The sequence below is a fragment of the Aliiroseovarius sp. xm-d-517 genome, from assembly GCF_013283135.1.
Lineage (GTDB): Bacteria > Pseudomonadota > Alphaproteobacteria > Rhodobacterales > Rhodobacteraceae > Aliiroseovarius > Aliiroseovarius crassostreae.
Map to the genome: position 1 here is coordinate 210,512 of NZ_WBXT01000001.1, position 15,533 is coordinate 226,044.

15 protein-coding genes and 1 tRNA gene are annotated in these 15,533 nt (G+C 56.5%); 12 read left to right on the forward strand and 4 right to left on the reverse strand.

The genetic code is table 11. The annotated features are described in order from the left end of the window. The first annotated feature begins 89 nt into the window (after positions 1 to 89). From XMD517_RS00975 to XMD517_RS00985, 3 genes are all read left to right on the forward strand, one after another. Positions 90 to 1,253, forward strand: coding sequence for a FliM/FliN family flagellar motor switch protein (locus XMD517_RS00975; RefSeq protein ID WP_173485561.1), 1,164 nt, complete (start codon positions 90 to 92; stop codon positions 1,251 to 1,253). 93 nt (positions 1,254 to 1,346) lie between these two features. Continuing rightward, positions 1,347 to 1,661 (forward strand): TraR/DksA family transcriptional regulator, encoded by a 315-nt coding sequence (locus XMD517_RS00980; protein ID WP_173485562.1) that lies wholly within the window; start codon positions 1,347 to 1,349, stop codon positions 1,659 to 1,661. A gap of 155 nt (positions 1,662 to 1,816) precedes the next feature. Beyond that, positions 1,817 to 3,910 carry a 3-hydroxyacyl-CoA dehydrogenase NAD-binding domain-containing protein gene (locus XMD517_RS00985; protein WP_217360420.1) on the forward strand — a complete coding sequence of 698 codons (2,094 nt, stop codon included), beginning with the start codon at positions 1,817 to 1,819 and terminating at the stop codon, positions 3,908 to 3,910. Positions 3,911 to 3,951: 41 nt separating this feature from the next. Here the strand turns inward: XMD517_RS00985 and XMD517_RS00990 are convergent, their stop codons facing one another. After that, positions 3,952 to 4,167 carry a hypothetical protein gene (locus tag XMD517_RS00990; protein WP_055191426.1) on the reverse strand — a complete coding sequence of 72 codons (216 nt, stop codon included), beginning with the start codon at positions 4,165 to 4,167 and terminating at the stop codon, positions 3,952 to 3,954. A 254-nt stretch (positions 4,168 to 4,421) separates the two neighbouring features. On the opposite strand from XMD517_RS00990, the gene XMD517_RS00995 reads away from it, so the two are divergent. From XMD517_RS00995 to nadC, 4 genes are all read left to right on the forward strand, one after another. Further along, positions 4,422 to 4,682 (forward strand): DUF2312 domain-containing protein, encoded by a 261-nt coding sequence (locus XMD517_RS00995; RefSeq protein ID WP_055191428.1) that lies wholly within the window; start codon positions 4,422 to 4,424, stop codon positions 4,680 to 4,682. 225 nt (positions 4,683 to 4,907) lie between these two features. Then, positions 4,908 to 5,957 (forward strand): quinolinate synthase NadA, encoded by a 1,050-nt coding sequence (gene nadA, locus XMD517_RS01000; protein WP_055192425.1) that lies wholly within the window; start codon positions 4,908 to 4,910, stop codon positions 5,955 to 5,957. A gap of 5 nt (positions 5,958 to 5,962) precedes the next feature. Then, positions 5,963 to 7,531: an L-aspartate oxidase gene (locus XMD517_RS01005; RefSeq protein ID WP_173485564.1), complete on the forward strand. Its 1,569-nt coding sequence runs from the start codon at positions 5,963 to 5,965 to the stop codon at positions 7,529 to 7,531. Further along, positions 7,528 to 8,376, forward strand: a complete 849-nt coding sequence (nadC, locus tag XMD517_RS01010) for a carboxylating nicotinate-nucleotide diphosphorylase (protein ID WP_173485565.1) — start codon at positions 7,528 to 7,530, stop codon at positions 8,374 to 8,376. The genes XMD517_RS01005 and nadC overlap by 4 nt, the downstream gene beginning before the upstream one ends. 6 nt (positions 8,377 to 8,382) lie before the next feature. Here nadC and XMD517_RS01015 read toward each other — a convergent pair whose 3' ends face one another. Next, positions 8,383 to 9,258, reverse strand: a complete 876-nt coding sequence (locus XMD517_RS01015) for a hypothetical protein (protein WP_173485566.1) — start codon at positions 9,256 to 9,258, stop codon at positions 8,383 to 8,385. A 186-nt stretch (positions 9,259 to 9,444) separates the two neighbouring features. Here XMD517_RS01015 and XMD517_RS01020 point away from each other — a divergent pair, with 186 nt between their 5' ends. The 5 genes from XMD517_RS01020 to XMD517_RS01040 all read left to right on the forward strand — a co-directional run bounded on the left by XMD517_RS01020 (position 9,445) and on the right by XMD517_RS01040 (position 13,377). Continuing rightward, entirely contained in the window at positions 9,445 to 11,118 is a 1,674-nt protein-coding gene (locus XMD517_RS01020; protein ID WP_173485567.1) for an iron ABC transporter permease, read from the forward strand. A gap of 39 nt (positions 11,119 to 11,157) precedes the next feature. Beyond that, positions 11,158 to 11,233 (forward strand) — tRNA-Thr (locus XMD517_RS01025). A gap of 332 nt (positions 11,234 to 11,565) precedes the next feature. Further along, the gene (locus tag XMD517_RS01030; RefSeq protein ID WP_173507579.1) at positions 11,566 to 12,612 is read left to right on the forward strand and encodes a hypothetical protein; all 1,047 of its coding nucleotides are present in this window, start codon (positions 11,566 to 11,568) and stop codon (positions 12,610 to 12,612) included. Further along, complete coding sequence (locus tag XMD517_RS01035; RefSeq protein WP_217360421.1) at positions 12,605 to 12,940, forward strand: STAS-like domain-containing protein; 336 nt, start codon at positions 12,605 to 12,607, stop codon at positions 12,938 to 12,940. Before XMD517_RS01030 ends, XMD517_RS01035 begins: the two co-directional genes overlap by 8 nt. Beyond that, on the forward strand, positions 12,940 to 13,377 hold the full coding sequence (locus XMD517_RS01040) for a hypothetical protein (RefSeq protein ID WP_173485569.1): 438 nt from the start codon (positions 12,940 to 12,942) through the stop codon (positions 13,375 to 13,377). The genes XMD517_RS01035 and XMD517_RS01040 overlap by 1 nt, the downstream gene beginning before the upstream one ends. A 594-nt stretch (positions 13,378 to 13,971) precedes the next feature. Here XMD517_RS01040 and XMD517_RS01045 read toward each other — a convergent pair. Beyond that, a protein-coding gene (locus tag XMD517_RS01045; protein ID WP_371732405.1) for an IS3 family transposase occupies positions 13,972 to 15,125 on the reverse strand; the annotation gives its coding sequence in 2 pieces (ribosomal slippage) (positions 13,972 to 14,858 and positions 14,858 to 15,125; 1,155 coding nt in all). 51 nt (positions 15,126 to 15,176) lie between these two features. Beyond that, a complete protein-coding gene (locus XMD517_RS01050) occupies positions 15,177 to 15,413 on the reverse strand; it encodes a hypothetical protein (RefSeq protein WP_173487690.1) in 237 nt (78 codons plus the stop codon). Between the last annotated feature and the right edge of the window lie 120 nt (positions 15,414 to 15,533).

Here is a 15,533-nt window from a genome sequence, read left to right on the forward strand (position 1 = left end):
CCTGTTCTTTTTTGCGGATGTCTTCCTGATCTCAACGATTTGTAAACCCTGTTTGGGCCATCTTGGGGCAGGATGAACAGGCAGATGTGATGAGTGACGCGGACCAGAAAAACGTAAAGCGGCGACTGGCTGGCGAAGGGCGACCCCCGCCGGAAATCGGTCGCATGACGCCAGAGCTTGCTTTGAAGCTGGCGCTGGCGCGGGCCTGTGAGACCTCGGTTGCGCTAGAGGTTTTTGCGCAATCGGTCGAAATGCGGCGCCTTGTTCTGTCGACACTGGTGGAGGAGCTGCCGGAAAACGCCCTCGTGACCCTTTTGCAAGGTCCCAAGAACCAGATGGGGCTGGTCCTGTTTGATGCCCAGGCCCTTGCGGGGGTGATCGAAAAGCAGACCACCGGGCGGGTGGTGCCAAATCCTGCGGCCGAGCGGGTGCCAACGCGCACGGATGCGGTCATGTGTGCGGATCTGATTGACGATATTCTGCGCGCGTTCCACGCGGAAGGCGAAGACGCAGGGTTGCCCGGCGCCACCAATTGGCAAGGGTTCAAATATGTGATGCCGCTCGAAAATGCGCGAGCAATTCAAATGACGATGGAGGACATTCCCTATCGTCTGTTTGACGTGCATCTGGATATGGAAAAAGGTGCCAAACAGGGGCGCATCTGGCTGATGTTTCCGTTTGAGCCACCGCAAAGCGCACCTGCCCCCACAGCGGGGGATGCCGAAGAAGATGGCGCGCTGGCAGAGGTTGTGCAGGGGGCTGAAACCCGACTGGAGGCTGTGTTGCACCGGTTGGAAATGCCCCTGTCTCAGATCACCGCGCTGGAGGTTGGAAGCCTGCTCCCAATTCCGTCTAAAATGATCATGCAGATCCAGCTGGAGGATATTCTGGGTGAAAAGGTGTGCCACGGTGCTCTCGGCGGCAAGGCGGGGCACAGGGCCTTGCGGATCAACCTCTCTGCGTCCGAACCGGATGCGCCGGACCCGCACAATGCCTTGTCCGCTGGGAACCTCTCGTCAGATCCCGGGCTGTTTCCCCAGAAGTCGGAACAGCCTGCGCTGGAGGGCTTGCCTGCCGCGCCCGGCCTGGCTGGGGCGGGTGGTGGTGACTTGACTGCATTGCCAGACCTGCCTGACCTGCCCCCTCTTGATCCCGGGGAGGCCGGGGCGGGGATTGGCGATCTTCCTGCGCTCGAAACGGTTGGGGACCTGCCTGACCTATCCGATCTGGCCTCTCTCGGGGGGCATGATTAAGACCAAGAGGTCTATGACTTTCCGCAGGGGTTGACCTGTATCAAGGTCAGTTTTCCGTTGGAATGTCAGCATCCTGTAGAAAGGAGCTCTGCCATGACCGACACAGCAAAATATCGAAAAATTCTCGAGGACCGTCTGAAGGAACTGGATGTCCGGCTTCATGAGATTGAGGATGAGCTTGACAGTCACCAGTCGAAAGACTGGGAGGAGCTGGCGGTAGAGCGTGAAGAAGATGAAGTTCTGGAAGGGCTCGGCACCTCAGGCCAGGAAGAGATTGCCAAGATCAAGGCTGCGCTGGTGCGGATTGATGAAGGGGAGTATGGGGTCTGCGTAAAATGCGGAGACGATATTCCCGAAGCCCGTTTGGAGGTGGTTCCGTTCACGCCGTTTTGCCCAAAATGTGCCTGAGCTCGGGGGAAGCTGGCATGGCGTCCGCTTTCTGACGAGCAGGAGGGGCTGTTGCATTTTCGACCGCATGGTCGGGAAAGTTGGACCCATCTTGAGCGCAGCATTGACAGCCCGCAAGTCAGGCCGTTTCTTGTCCGCAAGCCAAGGAGGGGATGATGAGCGAAGCGGTAACCTGTGAAATCCATGACGAAGTGGCTGTTTTGACCATAGCCAACCCACCGGTAAATGCGTTGTCACATGAGGTGCGCGCCGGATTATGGGAGCATCTGGATCGGTTGGACGGCAGCCCCTCGGTCAAGGCGATGGTTCTGAGAGCGGAAGGACGCACCTTTCCGGCAGGTGCTGACGTTCGCGAATTTGGGCGCCCACGCACCCCGCCTATCCTGTCTCAGATCTGTGACAGGATAGAGGCGCTTTCCATTCCCGTGATCGCTGAAATTCAGGGAACTGCACTGGGGGGAGGGTTCGAGCTTGCGCTCGCGTGCCATTACCGTATCGCAGATAAATCCGCACGTCTGGGGTTGCCTGAGGTTGGATTGGGGGTGCTGCCGGGCGGAGGAGGCACCCAGAGGCTGCCTCGACTGGTCGGTGCGGAGCGCGCGCTTGACATGATCATTTCCGGGAAACCGGTTTCCGCCCCGGCTGCCGAAGCTCTTGGCCTGATTGATCGTGCCGTCAATCGCAATCTGCATCAGGCGGCGATGGCCTCAGCACGCAACCTGATTGCGCATAAGGCCGGCCCGCGACCGACCCGCGCGCGACAGGATGGTCTGCGGGATGTAGCGGCTTTTGGTGCGGCGGTGGCGCGGGCCCGGGAAAAACACGCGAAATCTCCTTTGAACAATATTTCCCGTATTATTGATTGTGTAGAAGCTGCATTGCTGCTGCCATTTGATGCGGGCATCAGCATGGAGCGTCTGGCGTTTGACGAATGCGAAACCAGCCCGCAGGCCGAGGCGCTGCGACACGCGTTTTTTGCCGAGCGTCGGGCAGCAAAAGTGCCTGAGCTGGATGGGGCAGAGCTGCGGGAGATCAAGCAGATTGGCGTTGTTGGTGCTGGAACCATGGGGTCTGGCATTGCCATATCCTGCCTCGATGCAGGCTTTCCGGTTACGCTGGTCGAGAGACATCAGGACGGTTTGGATGGGGGCATTGCAAAGATAGAGAAGAACTATCTTCGTTCGGTGGAAAAGGGGCGCATCACCGAGGAAACTCGCGCAGCGCGCATGGCGCAGTTGAACGGAACGACGGAGATGTCGGACCTGTCAAAGGTGGATCTGGTCATCGAGGCCGTGTTTGAGGATGAAGAGGTCAAGCGCGGTGTTTTCGCCCAGCTTGACGCGGTCATGCGTCCTGGCGCGATCCTGGCGACCAATACCTCATACCTCGATATTGACGCTTTGGCCGCTACGATATCTCGGCCCGAAGATGTGGTCGGGTATCACTTCTTTTCGCCAGCTCATATCATGAAACTGCTTGAGGTTGTTGTTGGCAAAAAGACCCACAGGGATGTGGTGGCGACGGGATTTGCCTTGGCAAAGAAGCTGCGCAAGGTGCCGGTTCGGGCGGGTGTGGCTGATGGGTTCATCGGAAATCGCATCCTTGCCGCTTACCGTCTTGCCGCAGATTTCATGCTGGAAGAGGGGGCAAGCCCGGCGGAAATCGACGCCGCGATGCGAGCTTTCGGCTTTCCGGTTGGCCCGTATCAGGTGCTTGATATGGCAGGGCTGGATATTTCCTGGGCTCGCCGCAAACGTCTGGCCGAAAGCCGTAATCCCAAGGACCGTTATGTGGCGATTGGCGACAGAATTTGCGAGCAGGGCTGGTTCGGGCAGAAGACCGGCCGGGGATATTATATTTATGGTGGCGAAAATGGCCCGGTTGAAAACCCGGATGTTCTGTCGATCATCGCTCGGGAACGTGGGGCAAAAAACATTCGCCCCCGGCCTTTTGCCAAGGATGAAATCCAGATGCGCTGCCTGTCAGCCATGGCCAATGAAGGGGCGCGGCTTCTGGAGGAGGGGGTGGCATTGCGCCCGTCCGACATCGATGTCGTGAAACTGTTTGGCTATGGGTTCCCACGTCACCGCGGCGGGCCGATGATGTGGGCGGACCAGACCGGACTTCTGGCGGTTGAGAATGCGCTTAAATCCTATCTGCCCGAGGCCCCGGAATTCTGGCAGCCCAGCCCGATGTTTTCCGAAATGATCAAGAACGGACGGCATTTCTCGGATCTGAATGAAGGCTAAGGTAAGGCCGCGCATCCTGCGTGCGGCTTTTCAACCCGCCTTTACGAAAGGGAAATTCCCAAGATCACGCACATCAGACCAAGCACGGACAGCGCCAGCGCGCCCATGTTCAGCACCATCGCCTTTTGAATGCGCGCCCGCAGGGCGGCGTCGTCAAGACCGGCGCGTTTGGCTTTCATGACCTTCACGGCAGAGGTGACCAGCCCGATCAACCCGACAAAGGATACAACCGCCCCGACAATGATCAGCCATTCCATCTTATTTCCCCCAGTAACGCGCTTCGGAAAAAAAGGTGACCGTCAGGGTCGTTCCGAAATGCCCAATACATTGACTTAGCTCGCGGCCGTTTGGCTTTCCCTTGCCTCAGGTCAAACCAAAAACGCCAGCGTTGGTGGCAAAGCGCCTAACCCGCATTCTAGTCTCGCGCAACCCCTTGAAGGTGAGAACGCTTGTCGATACTCATGTCATCCAACGACATTCGGAACAAAACTGAAACGCCCGAGAGGACAGAATGGACGAATACCATCCCGACACGACCTACCGTGTGACCGCCGACGAACTTCGCCAGTTTATCGAGCGTTTTGAGCGCCTTGAGCTGGAAAAGAAAGATATCGCTGAACAGCAGAAAGAGGTGATGGCCGAGGCGAAATCGCGCGGTTATGACACCAAGGTCATGCGCAAGGTGATTGCGTTGCGCAAGCGCGACAAGGATGACATCGCCGAAGAGGAAGCGGTGCTTGAGATGTATAAGGAAGCATTGGGCATGTCCTGAGCGACACTTTTCTGACAGGTTTCAGGCGTCCGGCTTTCAGTTGCCGGGCGCCTTTTTCATGCAATCCCGCGTGAAATGAGATTTCTCAAAGGGAACTTTTGGGGCCTATCAGTGGCGCTGGCGGTGAAAAATAGGGGATTTCTCCGCTGATGGTTCAGATTTTTGCTGTGAGCGCAGGTGAAATTGTTTATGGAACGGCAACGCTCATTTACGGAGAAGTTCCCGTTGCTCGATCTTACGCTCGTCCGCTCCACGCTCGCCAGCCATTACGACCTTGCACCGTCCCCTGATCTTGCCGCAAGCATGCCCGAGATCTATGAGCGGATGAACCGGGTCGTCACGCCGATGGATTTTGCGATCTATGCCCCCTATATCAAGGCGATCAACGAGCTGAAGAAACAGCGCAATGCGGTGATCCTAGGGCATAACTACATGACGCCCGAGATTTTCCATGGCGTGTCTGATTTTGTCGGCGACAGCCTGCAGCTGGCAATGAAGGCGCAGGATGTCGAGGCGGATGTGATCGTGCAATGTGGTGTGCATTTCATGGCGGAAACGTCAAAGATCCTCAGCCCTGAAAAAACGGTTCTGATGCCGGATATGGAAGCAGGGTGTTCGCTGGCTGAAAGCATCACGGCTGCAGGCGTGGAAGAAATGCGTGCGAAATACCCCGGTGCTCCCGTGGTGTCTTACGTCAACACGACCGCCGAGGTGAAAGCCGCCTCGGATATCTGCTGCACCTCTGCCAACGCTGTTCAGATCGTGAACGCGATGGAAAGTGATACGGTCATCATGACGCCGGACCAATATCTCGCGCAGAACGTGGCCAATGAAGCGGACAAGAATGTGGTGTTCTGGCCCGGATCCTGCATTGTGCACGAGCAATATACCCCTCAGGACCTGCGCGATTTCCGCGAATGGAACCCGGGCACACGCCTGATTGCCCACCCGGAATGCACCCCGGCCGTGGTTGCCGAGGCGGATTATTCCGGTTCAACCAGCGGCATCATCAAATATGTCACCGAAGAAAAGCCGGCTCAGGCGATGTTGATCACGGAATGTTCGATGGCGTCGAATATTGCCGATGAACTGCCTGAAGTGGATTTCATTGGCCCGTGCAACATGTGCCCCTACATGAAAAAGATCACGCTGGAAAAGGTGCTCTATGTGTTGCACACGATGGAAAACCAGGTGGAGGTTGATGCCGATGTCGCGGACAAGGCGCGTCTTTCCGTGCAGCGCATGATCGACCTTTCGCGCAAACTGGGCCTCTGAACCAGATGCAGGTGATCACAACTGACCGCATTGTCATTGTCGGGGCCGGGATGGGCGCGCTTTATGCGGCGCTCAAACTCGCTCCGCTGCCGGTTGTGATGATCTCACCCGAACCGCTTGGCGAAGGGGCCAGTTCGGCCTGGGCACAGGGCGGGGTCGCTGCGGCAATGGATGCCGATGACAGTCCGGAAAATCATGCGGTGGATACGGAACGCGCCGGGGCCGGCACGGTTGATCGCAATGTCGCCAGTATGGTGACACGCGAAGCGCGTGCGCATATTCTTGACCTGACCCGCTTGGGCACGCCCTTTGATCGCACTGAAACCGGCGAATATGTCCTGTCTCGTGAAGCAGCGCACAGTTTTGCGCGGGTTGTGCGTGTGAAAGGGGATCAGGCCGGGGCTGAAATCATGGCCGCGCTGATCGAACAGGTGCGGGCCACCCCCTCGATCCAGGTGCTTGAAGGCACAATGGCAGTGGATCTGCAGGTGGAGCAGGGTCGCGTCACCGGGGTGATGATCACCGAAAGCGACGAAAGCCGCTCCGCACCAATCCTTCTCAAAGGCGCGGCTCATCTGTTGGCCGGTGGTGGCTCTGGCGGGCTTTATGCGCTGACCACCAACCCCCCCCGCATTCGTGGGCAGGTGATTGGCATGGCGGCGCGCGCTGGCGCGCGGATTGACGACGCGGAGTTCGTGCAGTTTCACCCCACCGCCATGGATGTGGGGGAGGATCCGGCCCCGCTTGCGACCGAAGCCCTGCGGGGGGAAGGGGCGGTGCTGATCAACAAGCATGGCAAGCGGTTCATGCTGGATGTGCACCCGGATGCCGAGCTTGCTCCGCGCGATGTGGTTGCCCGTGCAATCTTTGCTGAAGTGCAGGCGGGCAATCGCCCCATGCTTGATACACGCGAGGCTCTGGGGCAGGGGATCCTGACGCAATTCCCGTCCGTGGCCGAATATTGCGCCCGGAATGGGATTGACCCGGTGTCACAGCCCATTCCCGTGGCCCCTGCTGCGCATTACCACATGGGGGGCATTGCCACCGACACAAAGGGGCGCGCCAGTATCGGCGGGCTCTGGGTCTGCGGCGAAGCGTCTTCGACCGGGCTTCATGGGGCAAATCGCCTGGCCTCAAACGGTCTGTTGGAGGCACTGGTCTATGCCCGTCTTTGCGCCGGGGATATTTCCGAAGCGGTGGGAAAGCAGCAGGATGCGCCCGAGATTGTGCTGAAGTTTCAAGGGAGTGGACAGGCTCCGGATGCGCAGGCCGTGGCCCAGTTGCGTCAGACCATGACCGAACATGTGGGCGTGGTGCGCCATGAGGCCGGGTTGAAAACGGCCCTTGTGACACTTGCACGGCTTGAGGCGGAACAGGCGCAGAGCCTTGCCTTTATGAACATGTCTGCCACCGCGACCCTGATTGCCGCAGCGGCGCTGGAACGGCGCGAAAGCCGCGGTGCGCATGAGCGGTCCGACTACCCGGAACCTGTTGCCGGGTTGGGGCTGCGATCGTCGATGATACTGACGCAGGCGCTCGAAATACGGGCGAAGGTTTGCGAGGAAATACAATGAGTTATGCTTCTGTTCCTGATCTCATCCTTGAACCTATGGTGCGCAATGCACTGATGGAGGATCTTGGCAGCTATGGGGATGTGACCACCCGTGCCGTGATCGCGGCCAATGCCACTTATGAAGCACGGCTGAATGCGCGTGAAGACGCGGTTGTGTCCGGGATGCAGGTGGCCGAAATTGCCTTTCGCCTCGTGGACCCGTCGCTTGAGATCGTGACGCATATTGCTGATGGGCACCCCTGCAAGGCGGGGGATGTGCTGATGGAGATCAAGGGATCGGCGCGTTCGATCCTGTCTGGTGAGCGTGTGGCGCTGAACTTTGCCGGTCGCCTGACCGGGATCGCCACCAAGACCGCAGGGTTTGTGGCTGAAACCAAGGGGACGAAGACCCGCGTGACCTGCACCCGGAAAACCACACCGGGGCTGAGGATCGTTGAAAAGCTGGCCGTGCTGCATGGGGGCGGGTTCAACCACCGTTATTCCCTGTCTGATGCAATCATGATCAAGGACAACCATATTGCTGCCGCCGGCGGCGTGCGCCAGGTGCTGGAAGCCACCAAGGCCAGCGCCAGCCATATGATGGCGGTTGAGATCGAGGTGGATCGCCTCGACCAGCTGGAAGAGGTTCTTGAGGTTGGTGGGGCCTCGGTTGTGCTTTTTGACAATATGGACAACGACATGCTGCGCAAGGCCGTGGCGATGGTGGACGGGCGTATGACCACCGAGGCGAGCGGCAATGTGAAGCTTGATCGCATTGCCTCCATTGCAGCCACCGGGGTCGATTATATCTCATCCGGCGCGCTGACCCATTCGGCACGCACTGTGGATCTTGGTCTCGATTTCTGAGACGGCTCAGGCGGTGAGTAACGTGACGCCGGGGATGGATTTGATTTCGAGCATGTCGTCGTCATAAGACTGCGACAGCTCCTCCATCAGGTCCTGTGTCCAGCCAGGCAGGGTAATTTCTTCCTCGATCTCTTCCTCAAGGGCGTATTTGCTGAGGAAGGCGGCCAGAACCCGTCGACGTTGGATTTCATTGTGGATCGGATGAGAGGCAAGGTAGTCGCGCAGGCGTTTGATCCCCGGTCGGGCCATGATCTGGGCCAGAATATCCAGCCCCCCCATCAGTTTGATCTCTGGATCCAGCCCGGCCACTTCGTGCAGAATTTCGGGCCAGATCAACGGCGTATCTTCGTTGCACCATACAGTGATGGGGCAGTCGGGCGTGGCTTCCCGTATCGCATGCAGCGTGTCGGACCAGTAAAGGTGGCGTGGGTCGACACCGGCCAGAAGCTGATGCAACTTGTCCTCGGGCACCTTTGCGGCCAGTGCGGGCAGAAATGTGGAAATATCCCGCATCCCCATGAAAAACTCGACCTGATGCATCGGAAACAGGTTGCGCAGGCGTTTGGTATTTCGCTCCGCCAAACCGTAGAGCACGCCGCCTTCGAAGGCCCTGAAGCCGGCGCCGAGGAAATTGTCATGCCCAAAGACGATTCTTTCCGCGTCTTCAAGGTCAACAAAATGCTCGATCAGCATTTCCTGCGTGTCCAGGTCGGCCTTGGCCCCCTGTAGCTTGTTCAGCACATCCGCAAGGACCCCGCGATAGCGACTGGGGCCGGGCACACAGACCCCTTCGCGGGCAAGAACACCGGAGTTGCGGAGCAAAGATCGCAACAACTGTTCCTCGTCCGTGCAATGGGCGCCGATGTGAAAGGAGATTTTCATCCCGACCTGTATCCTTTTGTCTTGTCAGCGGTTTTTGCCCGCATCAAACCAGAACGCCGCCAATTGCTGCGAGGTGGTGACGGCGGGGTTCGGGGCTGCGCCGAAGAACAAGTGTCCTGAACTGCTTTTCCATAAACATAAGCCGCTTTTCTGGACAGGGAAACCCAATAAGGGTAAGGGCAGTGTATGACCGAGCAAAACACTCAGCTAACCGGCTCCAATCCCCTGCGCCATCGTCCTCTGCGCTGGAGCGTCAGCCCGTGGTCCGTGGGGGCAGGGGTGATTGCGCTGTTGGTATTGATGCCCCTGATGTCCATCGTCTGGATGGCCCTGACCCCTGAGGAAAACGCCTGGCCGCACCTGATGGCCACGACCTTGCCGCGTTACACGGTCAACACGCTGGTGATCTGTTTGTCCGTTGGGGTTTTATCAGCGGCGATTGGCACCGGATCGGCCTGGATGCTGACCATGTATCGGTTTTGGGGATCACGGGCGATGCAGTGGCTGCTTTTGACCCCGCTTGCCATTCCAGCCTATGTAGGGGCCTATGCGTTGGTGGATTTCCTGGAATATGCCGGACCGGTGCAGACGGGGCTGCGGTCCCTGTTCGGCTGGGAAAGCTCGCAAGACTACTGGTTTCCTCAGATTCGGTCGCGCTGGGCTGCCATTGTCGTGCTGACAGCGGCATTGAACCCATATGTGTTCTTGCTGGTGCGCACGGCCCTGCGCGAGCAATCGGGGGATGCCTATGAAGTCGCCCGCGCGCTTGGGGCAGGGCCTTTGGCGCGGTTCTGGCGCGTGGGGCTGCCACTGGCCCGCCCGGCCATCGCGGCCGGGGTTGCCATTGTCATGATGGAGACGCTGTCCGATTTCGGGGTGGTGGATTTCTTCGCCGTGCAAACGCTCACAACCGGGATTTTTACGGTCTGGCTTGAAAGCCACAATGCCGGTGGCGCTGCTCAGATTGCCCTGGTGATCCTGGGTTTCGTTTTCCTGCTTGCGGCCATGGAGAAAATCAGCCGCTCACGGTCGCGTTTCTATCGCACCTCCCGGCAAAGTCGCCCGGTTACGGCGCGGCACCTGACCGGGTTCCACGCGGCTCTCTGTCTCGGGCTGTGCGCGGTGCCCTTCGTGATCGGCTTTGTCCTGCCAGTAGGTGTGCTGGCGTATCATGCCATCAACAAACCGGAGTTTTGGTTCTCAAACGGGCTGCTCTCTGCATTGGTGCATACGCTGACCGTGGGTGGCGCGGCAGCCGCCGTTTCGGTGATCGGTGCGTTGTTTCTGGTCTATGGCGTGCGCATGTCCGGGCGCCAATTGCCCCGCAAGCTGATGCCTCTTACCACAATTGGCTATGCGGCACCCGGGGCTGTTCTGGGGGTGGGGATCCTGATCCCCATGGCGGCGGCTGATAATTATTTTGCGGATGGCGTGCTGGCTGTGACCGGGTGGGATCCCGGGTTGCTGATGACAGGCACCGCTTTTGCGGTGATCTATGCCTATTGCGTGCGATTCTTTGCAATTGCCCAGGGCACCGCAGATGCAGCGTTTGAGCGGGTCTCTCCCAGCCTTCCCATGGCTGCACGCTCGCTTGGACGATCAGCCAAAGGGGCATTGGCCGAAGTTTACGTCCCCCTGATCCGTCGATCGGTCGGCACGGCACTGCTTCTGGTTTTTGTCGATAGCGTCAAGGAACTTCCCGCCACTCTGCTGCTGAGGCCCTTTAATTACGGCACTTTGGCAACGCGCGTCTATGAACAGGCCTCCCTGGAACAACTGGAGCAGGCGGCCCCTCCGGCGCTGATGGTGATTGCTGTCGGGCTGGTGGCCGTTGCCATGCTGGCGCGCGCTGGGAAATAGGCTTGAACCCCCCGAAAGAGTTGAGTAAAGGGAGGGCGTGCCCCTATAGCTCAGCTGGTAGAGCAACTGATTTGTAATCAGTGGGTCGGGAGTTCGAGTCTCTCTGGGGGCACCATCTTTTCAATATCTTGCGCAAATATAAGTGCTTGCAGTCGATTGCTAGGACGCAATTAGGACGTAGCATTTGCTGATTGCGATTCTACTCAAAAATATGCTCTCTACCATGTGTGGAGCGTTGGAATTGCAGCAAGCTTTGCCGGTTTGGCGTGGATGTATATTGGGAATCCAGAGGATCTATTCTTGAGAAAACTATCGGAACAACAAAGGCGATTTCAGAGAAAGAAGGCGGAATTCGGCAATCTTAGAACAAGGAAGTCCAAAAGGGGGGCGCAGCCTTCTCGAAAATGCTGGGTTACAGCGTGGGATGGGTGGCAGGAAGAGAGGGTCGTGTGTTTGGAGGGAGGCCAAGCCGCTCCTTCAACCATTTGTTTTGACAGGAATGTAGATCAAACGTTTGCGTTTGTAGATAGGTGGTACAATGCACATGGAGTTCCAGTAAATCGCGCGCCTAGTCAAGTTTATGACTGGTACATTTATGGTAGAAACGGAAAGCTTCTGAAGCCAAAGACCATCAGAAATTACACTGATTTTTCCACTATCAACGAATTGTCAACGGCTGCCGCTTTGGTGATGACAGCCGACTATGATAATGCCCGGAAGATTATGGGGAAGGTCCCGCCAACGATTGATCTTCACGATTGGAACGATGGCGTTTTTCGTAAGCTTTGGGAGATTGGTTTTTTCGAGACTGTTGGCTTAACTGACGCAATTGAAGATCGCTACGAAGACGATGGTGACACCAGAACTATGAAAATCGTCTGTGGGCAAAGCAGTCTTGAGCTACAGGAAGCATGTGAAGCGATTGCGGATTTAAGTAAATTCGTGGAGGACGGTGGCGCACTGAAAGGGGAAGTGCAGATTGGATTGAATTCAGCAATTGCAGAAGCGATGGCTAACGTTGCGAAACACGCATATCCAACTGATCACACATTTGAGTTTGAACACAGTTCTTCTTGGTGGGTCACGGCGTCCGTTCGGCGTAGTGACCGTACGTTAACTGTCGTTTTCTATGATCGTGGCGCTACGATCCCTATCACCCTTCCTCAAAAGCACTGGTGGGAAGAACTCAAACATGCCTTCAAGGGCAACATTGGTATCCAACAGCATGATTTTGAGTATGATGCGGAGTATATTGAAATGGCTCTGAGGGTTGGAAAAACACAAACAAAAGTTCCTTGGCGTGGAAAAGGGCTGCCTCAAATGAAGGAATTGATTGATATGGTAGGATCTGGCAGCTTGACAATCATCAGCCGAGGTGGCCTATGCCGATATTCGGCTGATGAGGGTGTGCAAAAAAGTAACCACCCTCACAGTATTGGTGGTACACTGATCGAGTGGTCGTTGAAATTGCCTTCGGAAAGCCTAAATGAGTGACGTCATGATAGATATTTCTAAAGAATACGCAGCATATCCTGCTGGGCGAGATGAAAACGATGGCCCATTTAATGGACAACGCTTTAGAGAAGAAATTCTGCTCCCACGATATAATGAAGCGAAAGAAGCGGGGAAAAGGCTTATCGTGTCTCTTGCAGGGGTGATGAGCTTTGGATCGTCGTTCCTTGAAGAGGCTTTTGGCGGAATGGTGCGCGTAGAAGGTATCAACAAAAAGGATTTCTTAGACAGGCTTGAAATTCGTTCAGATCGTGCATCTGACAAAAGGTACATCGCAGCTATTCGTGAGTATATCAAAGAAGCTAATTAATGGATATTGCCGCAGCTCTTATCGGGGCGCTTATTGGTTTTCTGTTGGCATTTGTCGCCCAAGCATTCTGGGGCCGAAAAGGACAAGTATTAGCCCACGTGAATGACTACATCTCTGACCTAGATAGGGTGGAGAGGTTAGCTACTGATTTTTGGTCGGTTGATCAGAAATCGACTTCTGATGCTGAAAGAGCGAAGCTACGGGCGGCAACACATGCTACAGCTTTGTTCTTAGATGAAGCTGAAAACCTACTTGGTGACCTCAGTAAAGAACATGAAAAGCTTGATTTCGAACTTTTCGATGCCGCCACCGGAGGAGATTTTGACTCCAGTCAGAGGACCGCGGATTTGAAACGTGTTGAACGTGTAATTATTGCCTGTAATCAGATCCGAAACCTTGTCCGAAAAGCCAGAATTCGCAGTTTTGCAGCCCACTGACGACCGTTTCTACTTAGTTTTCTTGATCTAAGATTCAAAACTACTTCGTAGAATAGCTATCCCCTCTTGGTAGATTTCAGTTGGTACATAGTTTCGACTCCTCGGCACCACCGTTTGAAGTACTCCGGCGTCTCGTAGGCGGTGGACCGCTTCAAGAAGTTGAGAGTTGTTGGTTGGAGATATGCGACCGAAGCAAACAAGTGAGCTTATTATAGCCTCTGCAACATATGAATCGTCACAGACACGACATATTTCCGTTATCAATGATAATGCTGTATGGTGAGGTGGTGGGGCAGGCGGTGCCAAAATGACGGGTAGGAAAGTATTTAACTTGTCAGCAGCGTATCGGATCAGTGGTGGTATTTTTTTGCAGAAATCCGCTTGAGATTTTGCGGTTTGCTTGCCGCAAATTTGACCAATAATGTTTGATTCCAGCAGTATTTCAAAACGTACCCTACGATTGGTTTTTGCATAGACCCGGAGCCAAGTGCCTTTTGCAACGCGTGCTTTGATCGATGGGCTTTGGTTTTCAGTTAATGATGAAACGTTGTCGACTGAGCTACTCCCCGAAGTTTGGACAGTGTCGGGCGTAAGTTAAGCTACTCTCTGCTCCTGCTGATCGGGTTTGGTTTTGTTTTTTCTCAGCCAATAGACCACGGCTGGGGGTTTGCCGCCAAGGGCGGAATGGGGGCGCTTGCGGTTGTAGAACTCGATCCACTTACCGACGCCGGCTTTCGCCTCTGATCCGGTTTCCCAGGCGTGCAGATAGACGCACTCGTATTTCATGCTCCGCCAGAGGCGTTCCACGAAGATGTTGTCGAGGAAGCGCCCTTTGCCGTCCATCGATATGCGGACACCTGATCGCCGCAAGCTGTCGGTCCAGGCGCAGGACGTGAACTGGCTGCCCTGGTCGGTGTTCATGATCTCGGGTGGGCCAAACCTGGCGATGGCCTCGTTCAACGCTTCGACGCAGAAGTCCGCCTCCAGTGTGTTCGATATGCGCCAGGCCAACACCTTGCGGGTGTGCCAGTCGATGATCGCCACCAGATACAGGAACCCGCGCCGCATCGGCAGGTAGGTGATGTCTGCTGCCCAGACCTGATTGGGCCGACCCACTCGCAAAGCTCGCAGCAGATAAGGATATGTCTTGTGCCCCTTCGCTGCCTTGCTGGTGTTGGGTTTCTGGTAGATCGGCATCAGGCCCATCAGCCGCATGAGCCGCCGGATGCGCTTCTCGTTCACCAGATGGCCCTCATTGCGCAGGTGCCAGGTCATCTGCCGGACACCAAAGAACGGCGTTTCCAGGAACTGCTCGTCGATCTGACGCATCAGCATCAGATTCAGCGCCGTCTCGCCCTTGGGCTGGTAGTAGAACGACGAGCGCGAGATCGACAGCAGCTTGCACTGCCTGCCGATGGACAGGTCGGGATTGGCAGGCTCAACCATCTTCCGTCTCACTTGCCGATCCACGGCTTGAGCTTTCGTGACAAAAAATCGTTGGCCACGGCCAGCTCCCCGATCTTCGCGTGCAGTTCCTTGACCTGCTCCTCGTCAATCTCAGGGGCTTTCTTGCCGCCGCGCTCAAAGACGCCGGACGCACCTTCCAAGAGCGCCCGCTTCCAACTGTGGATCATCGTCGGGTGGACGCCAAACCGGCTCGCCAACTCAGCGACCGTCTGTTCACCCTTCAGCGCCTCAAGCGCCACCTTCGCCTTGAATTCCGGCGAATGGTTCTTCCGTTTCGACATCTCTGATCTCCTTCTCATCGAAGACCAGCAGACAACAAATCGTAGCTTACGTCAGTGTCCGAATGTCAGGGGGTAGCTCACTATATACATCAACTCAAAACGCAGTTTGGTGTTCATCCTCACCGGCTGCCCACTCGCACTCTCCTCCTCCACGCTGACCACCACTTCCCCCCGCACCCCGGCAAATTCCACCAGATGCGGCGTGTCAAAAAAACGTGCCGCCTCCGCCTCCTCAAACCGCACCATCGCCTCCGCCACTGCGGGCCGGGTCGGGCCAATCCTTCTCATGCCAGATGGTCTTCTCACTTTGCGGTCCGGGTGACGTGAGGTCTGGCTTTGGATTTGACATTTCCCATGGACAGCACGGTATGGATGCTGGCTCGATAGGGGGGAGCAGTCCGCGGAGGG